This window comes from Wenyingzhuangia heitensis (genome assembly GCF_011762155.1).
Lineage (GTDB): Bacteria > Bacteroidota > Bacteroidia > Flavobacteriales > Flavobacteriaceae > Wenyingzhuangia > Wenyingzhuangia heitensis.
The window spans coordinates 1,441,708-1,461,080 of the sequence record NZ_JAASQL010000001.1; the positions used below are offsets into that span (position 1 = coordinate 1,441,708).

Consider the following 19,373-nt stretch of genomic DNA (forward strand, 5'->3'; position numbering starts at 1 on the left):
ACTAGACCAATCTTAATGAGTACTTTGTGTAAGCTCTCATTAAAATTAAAATTTTTGTTGGATTAGACACACGAATTCTTTCATTCATAATCTGTTCACTAGTAGTTGCTTTAAGTTTATGTAGCAGTTTTAAATAATATTTATAAGCCAAATAAACTCCCATTTTACTTTCTAAAGGCAATTTTTTAATTCCGATTAAAGCTTCTTCAAAATCATTTTCTATATCTAAAATAATATCCTGTTTGGTTTGTGCATCCATGGGGAAACTAGTTAAGTTAGGAAAGTAGGACCTATCTAAACCTTCAATGTCATCTTTTAAATCCCTTAAAAAATTTACTTTCTGAAAAGCTGAACCTAATTTCATCGCATAAGGCTTAAGCTCTTGGTATTTTTCTTCATCATTGTTTACAAAAACACGCAAACACATTAAACCCACAACATCTGCAGAACCATAAATATAAGCTTCATAGTCTTGTTGAGAGGCATAAGTGGTTTGAGACAAATCACGTCGCATACTTTTTAAAAAGTCTTTTACAAATGGCTGCAAATCATAACGATGAACTACTTCTTGAAATGCATTTAAAATAGGGTTTAAACTAATTTTTCTATCTAAAGATTTATGGTACTCTTCTTCAAATTCGTTTAATAATATTTTTTGCGGATAGTCCATAAAGGTATCTACAATCTCATCGGCATAGCGAACAAAACCGTAAATGGCATATATAGCAGGTCTTATAGTAGGTTTAAATAGTAAAATACCCATAGAAAATGAGGTACTGTAACTTTTGGTAATCAATTGGCTGCATTGGTAGCTGGTACTGTCAAAAAGTGCTTTCATAATTACTGATTTTTGTTGATTAAAGTACTTACAATTTCACCCGAAATAATGGCAGGTGGCACTCCAGGTCCGGGTACCGTTAATTGTCCTGTAAAATATAAATTGTTAATTTTTTTACTTTTTAATTTAGGTCTTAAAATATGTGTTTGTAATAAGGTATTTGCCAAACCGTAGGCATTTCCTTTATAGGAATTAAATTGCTCTTTAAAATCGTTTACACAATAACTCTCTTTAAAATGTACGAAAGGAGCAATGCTTTGGTTTGTTATTTTTTCTAATCTTTCTATGATAATATTAAAATAAGTTTCTCTAATTTTTGGAGTATCTTCTAATCCGGGTGCAATAGGAATTAAAAATGTACCTGCTTCTTTTCCTTCTGGTGCAAAATAAGCATCTGTAATACTAGGGAAACTTGCGTAGAATAATGGTTTTTCTGGCCATTCGGGAGTATCGTATATAGATTTTGAATGTGCTGAAAAATCGGTATCAAAAAACAAGGTGTGATGTGATACATTTTCTATTTTTTTATCAAAAGCCACAAAAAATAATAGGGCAGAAGGAGCAAAGGTTTTTTTGTCCCAATAGTTTTCAGAATATTGTCTAAACTGCTTGGGTAGCAATGTTTCTGTAAAATGATAATCTGCACCACTTAATAAAATATCACAAGTATAGGTTTTATTGTTTGTGGTAACAGAAGTAACCTTATTGTCTTTTAGGTTGATATTGGTAATGTCTTTATTACATAAAATTTTAACTCCCAATTCTTTTGCCAAATTGGCCATTCCCACAGCAACTTGATGCATTCCTTTGTTAGGATGCCAGGTTCCTAATTTAAAATCGGCATAATTCATAAAGTTGTAAAAACCAGGAGTAGTTTCTGGTTTGGCTCCTAAGAATAATACTGGGAATTCTAAAATTTGTTTTAACTCTGGATTTTTAAGATGTTTGGCAACTTGCGATTTTATATTGCTAAAAAAAGCTCCTACTTTTAAAGCTGTTTTGGGTGTAATAATTTCAAAAACATTTTCTCCAGGTTGATACACCAAATCTTTAATGGCTAAATTGTAGTTTTCTTCGGCATCTGCAATAAACTTTTGCAAAGCTTTTCCGGCACCTTTTTCTTTTTCTTCAAAAGTATTTACAATGGTATCAAAATTAGCAGCAATGCAAATGGAATTTTCAATATCTGAATAAACTTGATATCCAGGATCTAGTTTTGTAATTTGATAATAGTCTGAAGTTTCTTTTCCAAAATCGGAAAAAAACTTATCAAATACATCTGGCATCCAATAAAAAGTAGGTCCCATATCAAAAACATAACCTTCTTTTTTTAGTTGTTGCGCTCTACCTCCTACATGACTGTTTTTTTCTAAAATGGTGACATCATATCCCATTTTAGTCAAATAACAACTAGCAGATAAGGATGAAAATCCTGCACCAATTATGATTACCTTTTTCTTGTTCATACTCATAAATATAATCGTTTATTCGTTATCTAAGAACAATATTACAAATAGGATTTGTACAGAACTAAAAAAAGGGGTGGTTTGGTAGTATTTGTGATTGGTGGGATGATTGGACTATTTACAACACTAAAAATGGGTGAATTGGTTGCTTGTTACAGTAATTGTTCTTTGGGAAAAGATCTAGAAACAGGAAGTATATCGTCCGTTTGTTTTAAATATACTTGTAGAGATCTAGCGTTTCCTTCCACTTTAAAAATTTCATCTTTATTAACTAAATAGGAACGATGGCATCTTACAAATTGAGGATACTTTTCTAAAATAATAGCTACTTTTTTTAAAGTAATACGAATGAGTTCTTTTTTTTTTTTTTTGTTTTCTATAAAAAAGATAGTTGTGTAGTTGTTGTTAGATTGTGCGTATATAATAGAGTCAATATCTAAAACTAAAGGAGCTTCTTTTAAATTGTCTGATGGAATCTCTATTAGTTCCTTTCTTTCTTTTCTAATAGTTTCTATAATTTTTTGTGTAGGAATATTATGCTTTCTGTACAAATAACGTTCTATCATAAAAATGATAAAAAACACAGGGAATACTCCAATAGAAAATACAACAGAAACAAATCTTAAAAAAGAAAAATTAGGTAAATACTGCGCTACGTATATAGTATGATAAAAATAATTACTGCTACTAATAATAATAAAAGAAATAAGTAGGAATAAAGCTTCTTTTTGAACCGTCCAACTTTTAACGCTAAAGTAAAACGGGAAAAGTTTGGGTAAAACAAAATAGCTAATAAATAAACTTACACTTACCAAAGCTCCGTAACCTGCAATTAAAAAGTGATTAGTCTTAACTATTCGCTCAATTCCATAGGGTTGAAAGATGAATAAAAATAAATAAGTAAACAATCCAACACCTAAAACCATGGTTAGTTTAATTGATGTATTATCAATTAAAAAATAAGGTTTGTTGCACCATGTTTTAAATTGTTCTACCATGTTTATTTCTTTTTAACATATATTTTTTCGGTACTACCGTCTTTTTTCATGTGTTTAAACCTGTTGTGAGTCCAAAAATAAATTTCTGGATTGGCAGTAATATCTCTTTCTAATTTTTTCCAATAAAGATCTGTTAGCGGATATTTATCTGTTCTTTCCGGAGCTTTAGAAATTAGTTCAAAAGTAATTTCGTAATGACCACGTTTGGGCATTTCTACATGCATGTAAATTACAGCAAAATCAAAACGAGAAGCTAACATTTCTGCACCTGTATGAATAGGAACTAGGTTTCCAAAAATAGGAGCCCAATAATGTGTTTTGCTAGGTCTAGGAGATTGATCGCTAAGCAAACCATACATAGATTTTATACCCTTTTTGTGATTAGAAATAATAGTAGGAATGGTTTGGTAGGTAGGAATAAAATGAGAACCAAATCGACCTCTGTTTTCTTTTACGTATTTATCAAAATAAGGATTTTCTACCTCTGTATAAGCACCAAAACATTTTAAATTGGTGTGGTTGTTAATGTTAAAAAGCCATTCCCAGTTCCCTTGGTGTGCTCCTAAAAGAATTACGCTTTTGTCTAAACTTTCAATTTCTTTAAAAATCTCAGGATTTACGTATTTGTATCTGCGGTCTAATTCTTTTTGTGGAATGCTAAACCCTTTTAACATTTCTATAAAAATATCAACAAAATGTCTGTAAGATTTTTTTTCTATTTGTAGTCGTTCTTTATCTGATTTGTTAGGGAAACAAAGCTTTAAATTCTTTTTTATAACTTTTTTTCTGTAACCAAATATGTAGTAAATAAAATAATAGATGATATTTGATACTCCATATAATATCCAAAGTGGTAATTTTGATATTAGAAAAATAATAGGATATAAAATCCAAAATGTTATTTTGTCTTTATTCATTTTTTATAAATAGGTAAGAGCAAATATCGGATATATATCGGACAAAACTAAATCAATTAAAATGAAATTTATATCAATAGCCTTAATCGTAGCCAATGTATTGTTTAGCATACAAGGCTTTAAAGATCTTGTGTTTTTTAATAAGTATAAATTCAGTGTGTTAGCTGTGCAAAGAGGAGAGAAATACCGATTGTTTTCTTCGGGTTTTTTACATGCAGACTATATGCATTTGGGTTTTAATATGTTTGCCTTGTACTTGTTTTCGGAAACTGTGTTGAATTATTTTAGCCCCCTACAATACCTTATTATTTACGGATTAAGTTTGTTGGCAGGTAATTATTTGTCTTTGTTAATTCATAAATCAGAAAGTTACTACACCGCAGTAGGAGCCTCTGGAGCAGTTACAGGAATTGTGTATGCAAGTATTGTGTTATTTCCAGACATGTCTTTGTATATTTTTCCACTGCCCATAGCTATTAAAGGATATGTTTTTGGAATAGGGTACTTGTTTTACTCTATTTACGGAATGAAAAATCAGGTTGGGAATATAGGTCATACAGCTCATTTAGGCGGTGCTGTTGCAGGTTATGTTCTTTCTATAGTGTTTATGCCTAGTGTGTTGCAGGTGCATTCATTACAAACATTATTATTGGCAGTTCCTATTGTTGTATTAATTGTATTGCAAAAAAAGAACTTATTTCAATAAATAATTCAGAACTGTATTGTTGGTTTAGGTCACTTTTAAATCCTATTTTTGCCGTTCAAAATAAAGAAAATGAGTAAGTTTTTTAACGGGTTTACTATAAACCCAAAAGATGATATTTTAGCTGGGATGACTGTGTCTTTAGCTATGATACCCGAAGTAGTTGCCTTTGCTTTTGTAGCACAAATAGATCCTCTAGTAGCTTTATCAGGAGCTTTTATTATTGGAATTATTACGGCTGTTTTTGGAGGTAGACCAGGATTGATTTCTGGAGCTGCTGGTGCTGTAGCTGTTATTTTTGTTCATATGATTCAAGAAGGTCACCAAAAAGGTATGTTGTTTGATAATCCGATAGAAAATATGGGGTATTTCTATTTGTTAGGAGCCGTTATTTTGATGGGATTGATTCAGATTTTTGCAGGAGTTTTTAAATTAGGACGTTTTGTACGTTTAATTCCGCACCCCGTAATGTTAGGGTTTGTAAACGGATTGGCAATTGTTATTTTTTGGGCACAAGTAAAAATGTTTAGCCATAAAACGTTAGAGGTTTCTACAGAGGGAGTAAAAAACTACGTAACCACTTTTATGTCTGGTACCGAGTTGTATATCATGATTGGATTGGTGGCTTTTACTATGGCGATTATATTTTTATTACCTAAACTGACTAAAAAACTACCAGCATCTTTAACGGCTATTGTAGTGGTTACTTTAATTGTAGTTGTTTCTGGAATGGATGTTTCTACCGTAGGATCTTATATTCGTGAAGGTGGAGGAGAAGGTTTAAAAGGTGTGTTTCCTACACCTAATTTAGAATTGTGGCAAAATTTACCAATTAACTTAGACACATTTAGTTTTTTATTGCCTTATGCATTTTTAGCAGCTTCTGTTGGTTTGATAGAATCTTTAATGACCATGAATTTAGTTGATGAATTAACAGACACTAGAGGAGATGGAAACCGTGAGTGTATTGCACAAGGAGTTGGTAATATTACTAGTGGTTTGTTAGGAGGAACAGGAGGTTGTGGTATGATTGGACAAACCGTAATCAACATTAATGCAAAAGGTAGAGGACGTTTGTCTGGAGTTATGATGGCTTTAACTTTGCTATCTTTTATTTTATTTGCAGATAAATATATAGAGCAAGTGCCAATTGCAGCTTTAATAGGAGTAATGTTTGTAATGGTGATAGAAACTTTTGCTTGGTCTAGTATTCGTATTTTAAGAAAAATACCAAAAGCCGATGCATTTGTATTAATAGCAGTATCTGCCATTACAGTAGTGTTCGATTTAGCAATTGCAGTATTTGCAGGAGTAATTATTTCTGCCTTAGTTTTTGCATGGGAAAATGCGATTAGAATTAGAGCACGTAAAAGAATTAAAGACGGAGTTCCTACATACGAAATTTGGGGGCCTTTATTTTTTGGTTCGGTAAATGTGTTTAATGAAAAATTTGATCCTAAAAACGATCCTAAATACGTTGAGATAGATTTTATTGAATCTAGAGTAAGTGATCATTCAGGTCTAGAAGCTATTAAAAACATAGTAAATAAATACAATGAATTAGGAAAAGAAGTAAAGTTAAGACACTTAAGTACTGACTGTAAAATTCTATTAAAGAAAGCAGATCCTAAGTTTGCTGATATGATTGTAGAAGATATAGAAGATCCTCGTTACCATTTGGTAGAAGATCCTGAAAAATTTAAAAAAGGATTAAACGAAGCATAATAATTCGTTCACATAAACAAGAGAAGAGAAAAATGGTATCACTGTTTTTCTCTTTTTTTTTAGAGATTATTAGAAATTTATATACAGATTAATTGTAGTTTGGATTTATAGATTTTTTTATATTTTTAGGAGTTATTATTATAGGATCAAAGTCAAAATGCATAAAATATTATTAGTAGAAGATGATGTAAAAGTTTGTTCGTTTATCAATCAAGGGTTGACAGAGCAAAGTTTTGATGTGACCATTGCTTTAAATGGAACGCAAGGCTATGAATTGGCTAGTAATACAAATTTTGACTTGCTAATTTTGGATATTATGCTACCGGAAATGAATGGATTGGATATTTGTAAAGCCGTAAGAGCAAAAAATAACCAAGTCCCTATTTTATTTTTAACAGCTTTGGGGAGTTCAGAAAATATAGCTTTAGGATTAAATAGTGGTGCAGATGATTATTTGACAAAACCCTTTAAGTTTATTGAGTTGACAGCTCGTGTAAATAGTTTGATAAGACGTTCTGTTAATTTTAAAACACAAGATGTTGCCGAAACTGTTTTTTCTTATGCAGATGTAACTATAAATGATACCGCTAAAAAAGTCACAAGAAATAATGATACTTTAAACTTAACATCTACAGAATATAAGTTGTTATTGGCATTTTTAAAAATTCCTAATAGAGTTGTTTCAAGAACAGAATTATTAGAAAACGTATGGGGAGTAAATTACGATATAGGGACTAATGTGGTAGATGTTTATGTAAATTATTTACGTAAAAAATTAGAGAAAAATAATCCTCAAAGATTAATTCACACAGTGATAGGAATGGGTTATGTTTTAAAAGAAGAGAATGAAGACACAAACTAAAATACTCATAATTTCTACCTCAATATTTCTTACCTATATTCTTATTTTTAGTGGATTTATTTATTACTCAATTAGTGATTACACCTATACTGATTTTTATAAACGTTTAGAAATTAGAGCCATTACAATGGCCAAAATAGAACTAGAAAGTCATAAAAGTGTAGAAATGGTTAAAGAAATTCGACAAGAATTTTTAGAGCAACTCCCCGATGAAAAAATTTCTGTTATAGAAATAAATAAAGAGTCTAATTTACAGTCTAAAATAGACTTTCCAACTTCTTTTATTCAACAGATAAAGTTAAATGAAAGAGCCTTTTATCATAACGAAAATATTTTTTATTCAGGAATAAAATACCTAACCAAGGGGAAAGAATATTTAGTTATAGTATCTGCAAAAAACGAATACAGTATTAAGTTGGTAAAATATTTAAGGAACCTATTGTTTGTTGCGTTAGCTTTTTCAGTTCTTATTTTAGGAATGTTGGTTTTTGTGTTTTCTAGAAAAATAATGAGACCTATAAAAAAAATGGTATCAGAAATAAAGAAAATTAGCACAGAAAATTTAAACTTTAGATTAATAGAACCCAATAATAATGATGAGTTAAAAATATTGGCCTCTGCATTTAATGATATGCTAAATAGATTAGAAACATCTTTTGAAACTCAGAAAAATTTTATAAGTAACGCATCACATGAATTAAATACACCACTAACTTCTATTATAGGTGAAGCAGAAGTTGTACTGTCTAAAGAGAGAACCGTAAATGATTATATAAAATCGTTAAATACCATTTTAGAATCTGCAGGCAAGCTAAGTAAAAAAACAAAAGCATTGTTGTTTTTGGCTCAAACCGGGTATAATGGTAAAATTCAACAGGTTAGTGGGTTAAGAATTGATGAGTTGGTAATTGATGTAAAAACAACAGTAGCAAAAATATATCCCGAAGCTAAAATTCATTTAGATTTTAATTTATTACCAGACAATCCAGAAGATTTAAAGGTGAAAGGTAATGAACAACTGCTGCATTTGGCAATTTCTAATGTGGTGATGAATGCTTGTAAATATTCAGATTTTAAAAAAGTTGATGTAGCTATTTTAGTCCTTAATAAAGATGTGGTTGTAAAAATTAAAGATAATGGTATTGGAATACCAAGAGAAGAAATACAATACATTTACGATCCTTTTTTTAGAGCATCCAATACCTCAAAATATGGAGGTTATGGTATTGGGTTGCCATTAACAAGAAATGTAATGAGAATGCATAACGGAATTATTATTGTAAATTCTTATCAAGATCAAGGAACAATTATAGAATTAAAACTTCCTGTGGATCAACTTTAAATTCTAATCTCATTCTAATGTTGCTTTAATCTCTTTTTAAAGACTCGGTCATAGTTTTGTTTTAACAAAAAGAAACAAATTATGAGTAAAATTTTAATACCCACAGACTTCTCTGTATCATCATTGTCATTGTTAATAGATGCTATTGAAAACGAAAATGAACAAATAGATATTGTTTTGGTTTATGGTATGTCTTTGCCAACTTCTATAACAGAATTGTTATTCTTTTCTAAACAGCAAACCTTAAATGAATTACAAAGTGCGGAATTTTTAGATGCCTTATACAGCATTCAAAAAAGGTATCAACATAAATTAAATTCTGTTGTCTCAGATTTTTTTCATGGCTTAAATAAAAATGCTTTTCATAGTTATTTAGAAGGACAAAAGATTAACAAAGCATATATTCCAAACGACAAAAATTCCATTTTAACAAATACCAAAAAAGGATTTAATATGATTTCTTTTATTAAGAAGTCAACTATCAATGTGTGCGAAATTACGTACCCCAATGGAGATAATTTAAAGCTAGTAGGTCTTAATACATTAATTGCCAGGTAATGAAAAATAAGGTTTTGTATATATATACTGCCATTGTTATTGCTTGTACTTTTTTAGTTTCATTGGCTATACATAAAACAAAAAATCCTACAGAGGGGATTGTAGGAACTTGGAAAGAGGTTGAATGGAGATATGAGAAAATTCCGCATAAAAACACCCCTGTTTTAATAGAAGAAAACAAAAAACAAATTACAGAAGATTTAATGATTCATAAAGCTGAACTATGGCAGTTTTTGCCCAATGGAGAAATTAAATTGACCAGTGGAAAGGGAGGTACAAAACTTTTAAACTGGACCTTAAAGGGGAGAGGACACGTTTTAAAATTGACAGAGAAAAATGTAAATAATGAACATTATAATTTATACTATATAGGTAATAATACCATGGAATTACATTTTAGAACAGATTTACAAGCCAAGGGAATTGTAAAATTAACTTTTAAAAGAATAAACAACACAACAAAGTATGCTCAGGAAATTTAACAACAGTAGAACAGTAAAAGATAATATGCAATTAGGTGCTTTAACAGCTTTTTCTGCTGGAATGGTAAATGTAGTGTCTGTTATTATATTTTTTGCTTTTACGTCTAATGTAACAGGTCACTATGCAATTTTGGCAGAAGAGATGGCTAAAGGGAATTGGAATCAGGTTTTTGTAGTTTTAACATGGATTTTTTTATTTTTTATAGGAAACTTTGTATCCAATTTAATCATTATTAATTTTAATGAGAAAAATTCTTATATAGCTCATTCCACCCCTTTAATTTTAGAAATACTTTGTTTGTTTGCAGTGGGGACATATGGTGCATTTTACTATACAGAAACTTTGTGGGAAACAGAAATAATGGTTGGGTTTATGTTATTTGCTATGGGATTGCAAAATGGATTAACGGCAAGTATTTCTAATTTTTCTGTAAAAACAACTCATTTAACGGGTCTGACTACAGATCTAGGGATTCTAGCCTCCTTGTATACTCAAAAAAAATACAGAACGAACAAAGTGTTAATTGCAAAAAGAAAAATTTTATTATCTATTGTTGTGGCTTATTTGTTAGGAGGAGTTTTTGCAGGAATGGTATATTTAAAAATTCAGTTTTTTGTATTCTATGTTGCTTGTTTGGTAATTGGTGTTATTATAGGTTATGAGTACTATAAATTAAAAATAAATAAATTAATGCGTTATAAAAGGCATAATTTTTCTAGAATGAAAAGAAGAGTTGCTTAAAGGAATTTAGTTTCGTTAGTTTTTTTATGTAAAAGTCTCTCAGCAAATTTTTGTTGTAGAGACTTTTCTTTTACTATAAAATTTTAGATTATAGTAACGTGTAATTTATCCCACAAGGAATTCCCTTGTAAAAACAAAAAAACCTTATAAACATTAAGTTTATAAGGTTTTAGCAGAGTTTAAATAAACTCTTGCGGTCTGGACGGGACTCGAACCCGCGACCCCCTGCGTGACAGGCAGGTATTCTAACCAGCTGAACTACCAGACCGTTGCTGTTAGCGGTTGCAAATATACAACCTTTTTAGAGTTACACAATAAAAAAATAAAACTTTTTTCAAAAAAAATAGCGATGTAGAAACATCGCTATTTTATATTTTTTTAGTTGAATATTAGACCAGGTTTAACCAGGTGCTATCTTCTTTATAATCAGTTATTAATGCTGTGCTTTCTTGAAAAGTTAAAGAGCTTACACAAGCTGTAACTTCATGTTTTAAAGAGGTAATGCATTCCGATACCAAATCAGATCTAAACCCTTTAATCCCTAAATCTACTACAAAGTTAGCAGAAACTACTCTACCAATAATCTTACCTAAATCTACCATTTTACGTTGTGGCAACTCCATGTTTAAATTAAAGTTTAGTAATTCTTTAAAAAATTCAGACGACTTAATTGTTAAATCATAACTGCTTAAAAAATCAAATAAGTTGGTTACTTTCTTACGTCTCATTAATTTCATTACTGCTTCAGAAATTTGAGTATATAACATTTCGTTAGATCCTTCAAAAATCATAAACGCTCTACTGTCCATAATTCCTCTAGCACCAATGTTTTCTTCTTTGTATCCAGATGAACCAGATAGTTGAACTAAAGTTTGAGCAGAAAATTGCATCATGTCTGTAATTACAGATTTCATACTATTTGCTTCAACTTGACTCATAGCCAATTCATTGTCAATTCCGCTATTTTCACTACTACGTGCACACATGGCAGAACATACTGTAAAAGCAGCTTGAATATTAGAAATTTGTTCTCTAACCTTGTCTAAAGCTAATAAGTTCTTACCACCAACAATTCTGTTGTTACAGTGGTCAATAGCTTCATCCATCATTCTTTTAATGAATCCCATGGCCATACCCGGAAACTGCATTCTAGATCTGTGTAATAAATCTAGCATCAGTTTAATTCCTGTGCTACCTCCTTCTAATTTTTGATTTTCAGGAACTTTTAAATCTAGTTTGTTGTTTCCGTAAGGAATTGCATACAAACCAGCATTGTTGTAATATTCTTCTACAATCACTCTTTGTTCTGGATCTTGATTGTCTGCAATAAAGAAGTCAATATCTCTTCCTAATTGCCCGCTTTCAGCTTTTTTACGAGAAGTAATCAACCAATAATCGGCCAAACCAGTTAATCCTTGCCAGTGTTTGTAACCTTCTATATGGTATTTTCCATCTTTAAAAGTGTTTGATGTTTCCATGCTTAATGCATCCGAACCAAAACTAGGTTCTGTAATCATCAATCCTCCCATGTTTCTATCTTCTAAGAAACGCTTAAATATAGGGGCTTTCACTTCTGGTTTTGCATATTTAGCAACAGGTTCTAAAAACAAAGCAATGTTAATTCCAAATGTTAAAGAAAGGGGCAGCGATTCATATGAAGCAGCTTCTAAAACACCTAAACATTCTTTTACTTTTACACCTCTACCTCCAAATTCAGTTGGAATGGCTACAGATAAAGGTTTTTTAGCCATTATATCTCTAAAAACTAAAGAAGGAAAACCTCTTACTTGGCTAAATTTTTGAATATCATCTTTTTCGTAAAAAACACTCTTTAATGTTTCTTTAAAATCCTTTAAAAAATCATTGTAAGAAATGTTTTGAATATCTTTAATTGACATAAATTTATTGTCTTTACTATTTATTGTGACAAATATACAATTCTTAAAGTGATATAAATGACTACATTGTCTTAAATACCATTATTTATAATTAATTTTATGTAGATTAAAAGGGTGGTTTTTAAATAATTTCTTAATTTTGAAACCGTGAAAAATATAGAGACTACATATTTAACAACTTCTTTCTATACAACCCTTTGGGGTTCTTCTAGTTATTTATATATATAAACCGTAAAATCTTGAAGTTAATTGATATGATTTCCATTAAACATCAAGTATTGTCTTTTTTCTCAATCATTCCAAGAAACTTATGAAAATCTTAAAATTTGGAGGTTCATCAATCGCCTCAGCTCAAAATATCGTTCGTGTACTAGATATTTTAAAATCAAATAACAACCAACAAATAGCAGTGGTTTTTTCTGCCATTGGTAAAACGACCGATGCTTTATTAAATATAGCCTCTAAAGCACAAAAACAAGAAGATGCTTATAATAATTTATTAAGTGAATTAGAAAACATTCATTTTGATATTGTTAGAGAGTTAATTCCTGTAAACAATCAAAGTGGAGTTTTAAGTGGTGTTAAAAAAATATTTAACGAATTAGAAAATATTTTAGAAGGTGTGTACTTGTTACAAGAACTATCTCCTAAAACCAAAGATACTATTGTCAGTTACGGAGAGTTTTTATCAACTTTTATTATTACAAAAGCATTACAATGTCAAGAAATTGATGCTGTTTATAAAAACACAGGAGAACTAATTGTAACTAATAATTACTTTGGAAATGCAACTCCTATAGTAGATCTTACAAATAACAATATAAAAGAATACTTTACAAACAACAACCATAGTATCACAGTACTTCCTGGTTTTGTAGCTTGTACAGAAAACGGAGACAAAACTACTTTGGGTCGTGGAGGTTCTGATTATACTTCTGCCATTATAGCTGCTGCTTTAGAAGTAGAGCAATTAGAAATTTGGACAGATGTTAGCGGTATGTATACAGCAAACCCTACCATTGTAAAACAAGCAAAACCAATTAAAAGTTTGTCTTATAACGAAGCAATGGAGTTGTCTCATTTTGGAGCTTCTGTTTTGTACCCACCAACAGTACAACCTGTAATGCACAAAAACATTCCGTTATACATTAAAAATACGTTTAAACCCGAAGATTCAGGTTCTTATATTTCTAATGAAAATATTAAAGATGGAGGAGTGGTAAAAGGAATTAGTCATATAGATAATATTGCTTTGGCTACCGTTGAAGGAAATGGGTTAATTGGTATTCCAGGAGTTTCTAAAAGATTGTTTAGTGCTTTGTCTGAAAAAGAGGTGAATGTAATTTTAATTACTCAAGCATCATCAGAACATTCTATTTGTATTGCTATTGATGGAGATGATGTTGAAAAAGCAGAATTGGCTATTCAAGATGAGTTTGCTTTTGAATTAAGTTTGGGTAAAATAGATCCGTTACATACACAAACTAAAATGGCAATTGTAGCCATTGTAGGTGAAGAAATGAAAAGTCACCAAGGAATTAGTGGGAAAATGTTTAGCGCTTTAGGAAAAGACAATGTAAATATTCATGCCATTGCTCAAGGAGCTTCAGAAAGAAACATTTCTACTGTTATAGATAGTAAAAATGTAAGCAAAGCTTTAAACAGCTTGCACGAAGAGTTTTTTGAAGGACACATTACCAAATTAAACTTATTTGTAATAGGTGTTGGTAACGTAGGTGGTAAATTAATAGAACAAATAGAAAAGCAAAAAGCTTATTTATTAGATAAATTACAATTAAGTATAGAAGTTGCTGGAATGGCAAATTCTAAAAAAATGATTTTTAATGCAGAAGGGATTGATTTAACTTCTGAATGGAAACAAAACTTAATAGACAACGGAGAAGATTTAAATTTAGATTTATTTTTAGAAAACGTAAAAGAATTAAACCTAATTAATAGTGTATTTGTAGACAATACTGCAAACGCAACAATTGCAGGTTTGTATGCCGATTATTTAAAAGAAAGTATTGGAGTGGTTACTTGTAACAAAATTGCTGCTTCATCAGAATATAGTGTGTATGCAGATTTAAAAAGATTGTCTCAAGAATACAATGCTCCTTATTTATTTGAAACCAACGTAGGAGCAGGTTTGCCTATTATCAATACATTAAATAATTTGGTGCAGTCTGGAGATCAAATTGTGAAAATTCAAGCAGTAGCTTCAGGATCGTTAAACTTTATTTTTAACTCTTTTGTTGGTGATGCTAATTTTGCAGAAATTGTTGATGAAGCAGGAGCGTTAGGATTTACGGAACCAGATCCAAGAATTGATTTAAGTGGAGTAGATGTAGCTCGTAAAATTTTAATTTTAGCTCGTGAAAGTGGTGCTAAAATGGATTTAGAAGATATTGAAAATAAATCATTTTTGCCAAAATCTAGTTTAGAAGCAGAGTCTATAGCAGATTTTAAAAAGACATTAATTACAGAAGCTGCTCACTTTGAAGCAATCAAAGAAAAAGCTGCAGCTAACAATGCAGAATTAAAGTATGTAGCTGAATTTGTAAATGGAAAAGCCAATGTTTCTTTGCAAGAAGTAGATAATAAGCATCCGTTTTCTAACTTACAAGGAAGTGATAATATTGTTTTATTCTTTACAGAAAGATACCCAGAATATCCTTTAATTGTAAAAGGAGCAGGAGCAGGAGCAGATGTAACAGCATCGGGTATTTTTGCGGATATTATTAGAATTGGAAAAGGATAAAAAACAGTACAAAGTATTAAGTAAACAGGATTAAATACAGTGTTAAAACTCTGTGCTTAATCCTAAATACTATAAAATAATGAACGAAATTAAATTGTTTTGCCCAGGTACTATTGCCAACGTTTCTTGTGGGTTTGATGTGTTAGGATTGTGTTTAGATACTACAGGTGATGAAATGATCATCCGTAAAGTTGCAACTCCTGGTGTAAAAATCACAAAAATTATAGGTCAGGACTTACCTTTAGAAACAGAAAAAAATGTAGCTGGTGTAGCAGTTGTAGCGATGTTACAAAAGCTAAACAATACTACAGATGGTTTTGAAATTGAAATTTACAAAAACATAAAACCAGGTAGCGGAATTGGTAGTTCTGCTGCAAGTAGTGCTGGTGCTGTTTATGGGGTAAATGAATTGTTAGGAAAACCATATAACAATCACGATTTGATTGAATTTGCCATGAAAGGGGAAGAGTTAGCAAGTGGTGTACCACATGCAGACAATGTAGCTCCTGCTTTGTTGGGTGGTTTTACATTGGTTCGTTCTACAACTCCTTTAGATGTGATTAAATTAAATACACCTTCTCAATTATACGCAACGGTTATTCATCCACAAATAGAAGTGAAAACGGCTGATGCTCGTCAAATTTTAAAAAGTAAATTAAGATTAAAAACAGCCATCACACAGTGGGGGAATATTGGTGCTTTGGTAAGTGCTTTGTATACCGAAGATTATGATTTATTATCTCGTTCTTTACACGATGAAATTATAGAGCCTATCCGTTCTATATTAATTCCGGCTTTTGATAAGGTAAAAGAAGAATGTAAAAACGCAGGAGCTTTAGGATCTGGAATTTCAGGTTCTGGTCCCTCAATTTTTGCATTGAGTAAAGGTGAAGAAACAGCTAAAAAAGTAGCGGAAGCGATGAAAGCTGTGTATAATAAGGTGGGGGTTGATTATGATATTCACATTTCAAAAATAAATACAAAAGGAATAAAGATTATTTCTTAATTCTAAAAAAATAGATGATTGGTGTTCGATTGGATTCGAGAACCAAATAATATCAAACAATATAATACCATGAAATATTTTAGTTTAAACGAAAATGCACCAAACGTATCTTTTAGAGATGCTGTTGTTAATGGAATTGCTCCAGACAGAGGATTGTATTTTCCTGAAAGTATTACGCCTTTATCCAAAGAGTTTATAGATAACTTAGACAACTACAGCAATGATGAAATCGCTTATGAAATCATCAAACAGTTTGTAGGAGATGAAATTCCTGAACAAGATTTAAAGGAGATTGTAAAAGAAACATTATGTTTTGATTTTCCTGTTGTTCCTATTGAAGAAAATATAGGTTCTTTAGAGTTGTTTCACGGACCTACCATGGCTTTTAAAGATGTGGGAGGACGTTTTATGGCTCGTTGTTTAGGATACTTTAATAAAAAAGAAAAAAACGACAAAGATATTACTGTTTTAGTAGCAACTTCTGGAGATACAGGAGGAGCAGTTGCTAGCGGTTTTTTGGGAGTAAAGGGAGTTAATGTTGTAATCTTATACCCTAGTGGTAAAGTTTCTAACGTGCAAGAAAAACAATTAACAGCTTTAGGACAAAACATTACTGCTTTAGAGGTAGAGGGGGCTTTTGATGATTGTCAAGACATGGTTAAAACTGCTTTTTTAGATGAATCTTTAAAAGGACACAGAACATTAACTTCTGCAAATTCTATCAATGTTGCTCGTTGGTTGCCACAAGCGTTTTATTTTTTCTTTGCCTACAAGCAAATCAAAGACAAATCAAAAGACATTGTGTTTTCTGTGCCTAGTGGAAATTATGGAAACATTTGTGCTGGTATGATTGCACAGAGATTAGGATTGCCAATTAAAGAATTTGTAACAGGTACCAATGCAAACAAAGTAGTTCCTACTTATTTAGAAACAGGTAAATATGAGCCTAAACCAACCATTGCTACTATTTCTAATGCAATGGATGTGGGAGCACCAAGTAACTTTATCAGAATAGAAAAGTTACATGATTTTGATGTTGATAAATTACGTAAAAACTTAAAAGGATATTCTTATACAGATGCTGAAGCTACAGCAGCAATGGGACATTTATATAAAAAGTTTAATTACGTAGCAGAACCTCATGGAGCTATTGGTTATTTAGCGTTAAAAAATTATTTAAAAACTGCTGAAAATACACAAGGAGTTTTCTTAGAAACAGCACATCCTGTTAAATTTATGGACGTTCTATATCCAGGTGTAGCAGAAACTATTGAACTGCCAGAGCAGATAAAAGCGGTAATAGACAAGCCAAAAGTAGCCATCAAAATTTCGGACTATAAAGGATTGACAGATTTTTTGAAATCATAAAAAAGAAGAAATTAAATAAAAAAATCCTCAACAGCTGTTGAGGATTTTTTTATTTAGATGTTTTCAAACTTATTTTAAAAGACCTAACAAACCTGTTAATTCAGTAAGGTTTAAGCTAGAGTTGTTATTGGTGTCCAATACATTAAAGTTTTGAGAGACCTTACCAATAGCTTCAGTAGTACTAATAGCCTCATCATTATTAGTATCTAACAAACTAAAAAGAGAGGATATTTGTTGAACGGTTGAATTAGAACTCATAGATCCTAACAATTGTGCTGCACTAGCAACATTTGATGTGTTCATTTTTTTAAGACCATCACAACTAAACATCGTAAAAGCAACAGCTAACAATAATGTAATTTTTTTCATAAGTAAAAGTTTAATTTTTTAAAACTTTGGCTAAAGTAGTCTTCATTTCTGTTAAATAGAAGACGAATAGATAAACAACACTTATTTACCCGTTAATTAGTGTATCTAGTAGATAAGGTTGATTGTAATTTGTAAACTACTTAGTTCATGTAACTATTTAATTCAATTGTAAAAGGCATTCATAAAAGTCTTTTTTATGAATACATTATCCATTAAATTTGTTCTCTCAAAAGCATTACAATGAAAAACACAGCACTTACACATATACACGAACAATTAGGAGCTAAAATGGTTCCTTTTGCAGGTTTTAATATGCCTGTACAATACGAAGGAGTAAAAGCAGAACACGAAACGGTAAGAACTGCTGTGGGAGTTTTTGATGTATCTCATATGGGAGAGTTTTTATTAGAAGGGCCTAAAGCATTGTCTTTAATTCAGAAAGTAGTTTCTAACGATGCTAGTAAATTAGCCATTGGAGATGCTCAATATGCTTGCATGCCAAATAATACAGGTGGAATTGTAGATGATTTGTTGATTTATAGAGTAAAACAAGAATTGTATTTGTTGGTTGTAAATGCCTCTAATATAGAAAAAGATTGGAATTGGATAGAGAGTCATAACGACTTAAATGTAGCTATGAAAAATCTTTCAGATGTTTATTCTTTATTAGCTATTCAAGGACCAAAAACAACACAAGCTTTGCAAAGTTTAACTTCAGTTGACTTAACTTCTATTCCATTTTACAAATTTGTAGTGGGAGATTTTGCAGGAATTGAAAACGTAATTATTTCTGCAACAGGATATACAGGAGCTGGTGGTTTTGAAATTTACTGTAAAAATGATGAAGTTGCTCAGGTTTGGGAAAAAGTTTTTAAAGCTGGAGCTGAATTTGGAATTAAACCTATTGGATTGGCTGCCCGCGATACTTTGCGTTTAGAAATGGGATATTGCTTGTATGGTAATGATATTAACGATACTACTTCTCCTATTGAAGCTGGTTTAGGTTGGGTTACCAAGTTCAATAAAGATTTTATCAATAAAGAAAATATAGAAGCTCAAAAGAAAAATGGAGTTTCTAAAAAATTAGTTGGTTTTGAAGTAATTGATAAAGGTATTGCTAGACACGATTATCCTATTGTAGATGCTGATGGAAATGAAATTGGAATTGTAACTTCAGGAACCATGTCTCCAACTTTAAACAAAGCCATTGGTTTGGGATACGTAAAAACAGAATTTTCTAAAGTTGGTGATGAAATTTACATTCAAGTAAGAAAAAAACAGTTAAAAGCCAATGTAGTAAAATTACCCTTTTACAAAGGATAATCTAAAAAAGAATTG

The 19,373-nt window shown here is 30.9% G+C and carries 17 protein-coding genes and 1 tRNA gene; 11 read left to right on the forward strand and 7 right to left on the reverse strand.

Translation table 11 applies throughout. From position 1 onward, the window contains the following. Position 1: 1 nt before the first annotated feature. From FHR24_RS06190 to FHR24_RS06205, 4 genes are all read right to left on the reverse strand, one after another. Positions 2 to 838 (reverse strand): phytoene/squalene synthase family protein, encoded by an 837-nt coding sequence (locus FHR24_RS06190; RefSeq protein WP_167185449.1) that lies wholly within the window; start codon positions 836 to 838, stop codon positions 2 to 4. Positions 839 to 840: 2 nt separating this feature from the next. Beyond that, the gene (locus FHR24_RS06195) at positions 841 to 2,304 is read right to left on the reverse strand and encodes a phytoene desaturase family protein (protein ID WP_167185452.1); all 1,464 of its coding nucleotides are present in this window, start codon (positions 2,302 to 2,304) and stop codon (positions 841 to 843) included. Positions 2,305 to 2,456: 152 nt separating this feature from the next. Continuing rightward, complete coding sequence (locus FHR24_RS06200) at positions 2,457 to 3,302, reverse strand: LytR/AlgR family response regulator transcription factor (protein WP_167185455.1); 846 nt, start codon at positions 3,300 to 3,302, stop codon at positions 2,457 to 2,459. Between the two features lie 2 nt (positions 3,303 to 3,304). After that, entirely contained in the window at positions 3,305 to 4,219 is a 915-nt protein-coding gene (locus FHR24_RS06205; RefSeq protein ID WP_167185458.1) for a lysophospholipid acyltransferase family protein, read from the reverse strand. Positions 4,220 to 4,280: 61 nt separating this feature from the next. Between FHR24_RS06205 and FHR24_RS06210 the strand changes: the two genes are divergently transcribed. The 7 genes from FHR24_RS06210 to FHR24_RS06240 all read left to right on the forward strand — a co-directional run bounded on the left by FHR24_RS06210 (position 4,281) and on the right by FHR24_RS06240 (position 10,633). Further along, the gene (locus FHR24_RS06210) at positions 4,281 to 4,925 is read left to right on the forward strand and encodes a rhomboid family intramembrane serine protease (protein ID WP_167185461.1); all 645 of its coding nucleotides are present in this window, start codon (positions 4,281 to 4,283) and stop codon (positions 4,923 to 4,925) included. A 69-nt stretch (positions 4,926 to 4,994) separates the two neighbouring features. Then, positions 4,995 to 6,647 carry a SulP family inorganic anion transporter gene (locus tag FHR24_RS06215; protein ID WP_167185464.1) on the forward strand — a complete coding sequence of 551 codons (1,653 nt, stop codon included), beginning with the start codon at positions 4,995 to 4,997 and terminating at the stop codon, positions 6,645 to 6,647. Positions 6,648 to 6,804: 157 nt separating this feature from the next. Beyond that, a complete protein-coding gene (locus FHR24_RS06220; RefSeq protein WP_167185467.1) occupies positions 6,805 to 7,509 on the forward strand; it encodes a response regulator transcription factor in 705 nt (234 codons plus the stop codon). Further along, the gene (locus FHR24_RS06225; RefSeq protein WP_167185470.1) at positions 7,493 to 8,851 is read left to right on the forward strand and encodes a sensor histidine kinase; all 1,359 of its coding nucleotides are present in this window, start codon (positions 7,493 to 7,495) and stop codon (positions 8,849 to 8,851) included. Before FHR24_RS06220 ends, FHR24_RS06225 begins: the two co-directional genes overlap by 17 nt. Positions 8,852 to 8,932: 81 nt before the next feature. Then, positions 8,933 to 9,409: a hypothetical protein gene (locus FHR24_RS06230; RefSeq protein WP_167185473.1), complete on the forward strand. Its 477-nt coding sequence runs from the start codon at positions 8,933 to 8,935 to the stop codon at positions 9,407 to 9,409. Continuing rightward, positions 9,409 to 9,891, forward strand: coding sequence for a hypothetical protein (locus FHR24_RS06235; RefSeq protein WP_167185476.1), 483 nt, complete (start codon positions 9,409 to 9,411; stop codon positions 9,889 to 9,891). Before FHR24_RS06230 ends, FHR24_RS06235 begins: the two co-directional genes overlap by 1 nt. Further along, positions 9,875 to 10,633: a YoaK family protein gene (locus FHR24_RS06240; protein WP_167185479.1), complete on the forward strand. Its 759-nt coding sequence runs from the start codon at positions 9,875 to 9,877 to the stop codon at positions 10,631 to 10,633. Before FHR24_RS06235 ends, FHR24_RS06240 begins: the two co-directional genes overlap by 17 nt. 194 nt (positions 10,634 to 10,827) lie before the next feature. On the opposite strand, the gene FHR24_RS06245 is transcribed toward FHR24_RS06240, so the two are convergent. Together FHR24_RS06245 and FHR24_RS06250 are read right to left on the reverse strand one after the other, a co-directional pair. Further along, a tRNA-Asp gene (locus tag FHR24_RS06245) sits at positions 10,828 to 10,901 on the reverse strand. A gap of 121 nt (positions 10,902 to 11,022) precedes the next feature. Further along, positions 11,023 to 12,531 carry an acyl-CoA dehydrogenase family protein gene (locus FHR24_RS06250; RefSeq protein ID WP_167185483.1) on the reverse strand — a complete coding sequence of 503 codons (1,509 nt, stop codon included), beginning with the start codon at positions 12,529 to 12,531 and terminating at the stop codon, positions 11,023 to 11,025. A gap of 310 nt (positions 12,532 to 12,841) precedes the next feature. Between FHR24_RS06250 and thrA the strand changes: the two genes are divergently transcribed. From thrA to thrC, 3 genes are all read left to right on the forward strand, one after another. Further along, positions 12,842 to 15,292 (forward strand): bifunctional aspartate kinase/homoserine dehydrogenase I, encoded by a 2,451-nt coding sequence (gene thrA, locus FHR24_RS06255; protein WP_167185486.1) that lies wholly within the window; start codon positions 12,842 to 12,844, stop codon positions 15,290 to 15,292. Positions 15,293 to 15,371: 79 nt separating this feature from the next. Further along, on the forward strand, positions 15,372 to 16,298 hold the full coding sequence (locus tag FHR24_RS06260) for a homoserine kinase (RefSeq protein WP_167185489.1): 927 nt from the start codon (positions 15,372 to 15,374) through the stop codon (positions 16,296 to 16,298). Positions 16,299 to 16,367: 69 nt separating this feature from the next. Next, a complete protein-coding gene (gene thrC / locus FHR24_RS06265; RefSeq protein ID WP_167185492.1) occupies positions 16,368 to 17,666 on the forward strand; it encodes a threonine synthase in 1,299 nt (432 codons plus the stop codon). A 69-nt stretch (positions 17,667 to 17,735) separates the two neighbouring features. Here thrC and FHR24_RS06270 read toward each other — a convergent pair whose 3' ends face one another. Continuing rightward, positions 17,736 to 18,035, reverse strand: a complete 300-nt coding sequence (locus FHR24_RS06270) for a hypothetical protein (protein ID WP_167185495.1) — start codon at positions 18,033 to 18,035, stop codon at positions 17,736 to 17,738. A 240-nt stretch (positions 18,036 to 18,275) separates the two neighbouring features. Between FHR24_RS06270 and gcvT the strand changes: the two genes are divergently transcribed. Further along, positions 18,276 to 19,358 (forward strand): glycine cleavage system aminomethyltransferase GcvT, encoded by a 1,083-nt coding sequence (gene gcvT, locus FHR24_RS06275; RefSeq protein WP_167185498.1) that lies wholly within the window; start codon positions 18,276 to 18,278, stop codon positions 19,356 to 19,358. The last annotated feature ends 15 nt before the right edge of the window (positions 19,359 to 19,373 follow it).

Bases quoted from the DNA above. Each gene is read 5' to 3' on its own strand.
- FHR24_RS06190 (WP_167185449.1), bottom strand. From the start codon at position 838: ATGAAAGCACTTTTTGACAGTACCAGCTACCAATGCAGCCAATTGATT.
- FHR24_RS06195 (WP_167185452.1), bottom strand. From the start codon at position 2,304: ATGAACAAGAAAAAGGTAATCATAATTGGTGCAGGATTTTCATCCTTA.
- FHR24_RS06200 (WP_167185455.1), bottom strand. From the start codon at position 3,302: ATGGTAGAACAATTTAAAACATGGTGCAACAAACCTTATTTTTTAATT.
- FHR24_RS06205 (WP_167185458.1), bottom strand. From the start codon at position 4,219: ATGAATAAAGACAAAATAACATTTTGGATTTTATATCCTATTATTTTT.
- FHR24_RS06210 (WP_167185461.1), top strand. From the start codon at position 4,281: ATGAAATTTATATCAATAGCCTTAATCGTAGCCAATGTATTGTTTAGC.
- FHR24_RS06215 (WP_167185464.1), top strand. From the start codon at position 4,995: ATGAGTAAGTTTTTTAACGGGTTTACTATAAACCCAAAAGATGATATT.
- FHR24_RS06220 (WP_167185467.1), top strand. From the start codon at position 6,805: ATGCATAAAATATTATTAGTAGAAGATGATGTAAAAGTTTGTTCGTTT.
- FHR24_RS06225 (WP_167185470.1), top strand. From the start codon at position 7,493: ATGAAGACACAAACTAAAATACTCATAATTTCTACCTCAATATTTCTT.
- FHR24_RS06230 (WP_167185473.1), top strand. From the start codon at position 8,933: ATGAGTAAAATTTTAATACCCACAGACTTCTCTGTATCATCATTGTCA.
- FHR24_RS06235 (WP_167185476.1), top strand. From the start codon at position 9,409: ATGAAAAATAAGGTTTTGTATATATATACTGCCATTGTTATTGCTTGT.
- FHR24_RS06240 (WP_167185479.1), top strand. From the start codon at position 9,875: ATGCTCAGGAAATTTAACAACAGTAGAACAGTAAAAGATAATATGCAA.
- FHR24_RS06250 (WP_167185483.1), bottom strand. From the start codon at position 12,531: ATGTCAATTAAAGATATTCAAAACATTTCTTACAATGATTTTTTAAAG.
- thrA (WP_167185486.1), top strand. From the start codon at position 12,842: ATGAAAATCTTAAAATTTGGAGGTTCATCAATCGCCTCAGCTCAAAAT.
- FHR24_RS06260 (WP_167185489.1), top strand. From the start codon at position 15,372: ATGAACGAAATTAAATTGTTTTGCCCAGGTACTATTGCCAACGTTTCT.
- thrC (WP_167185492.1), top strand. From the start codon at position 16,368: ATGAAATATTTTAGTTTAAACGAAAATGCACCAAACGTATCTTTTAGA.
- FHR24_RS06270 (WP_167185495.1), bottom strand. From the start codon at position 18,035: ATGAAAAAAATTACATTATTGTTAGCTGTTGCTTTTACGATGTTTAGT.
- gcvT (WP_167185498.1), top strand. From the start codon at position 18,276: ATGAAAAACACAGCACTTACACATATACACGAACAATTAGGAGCTAAA.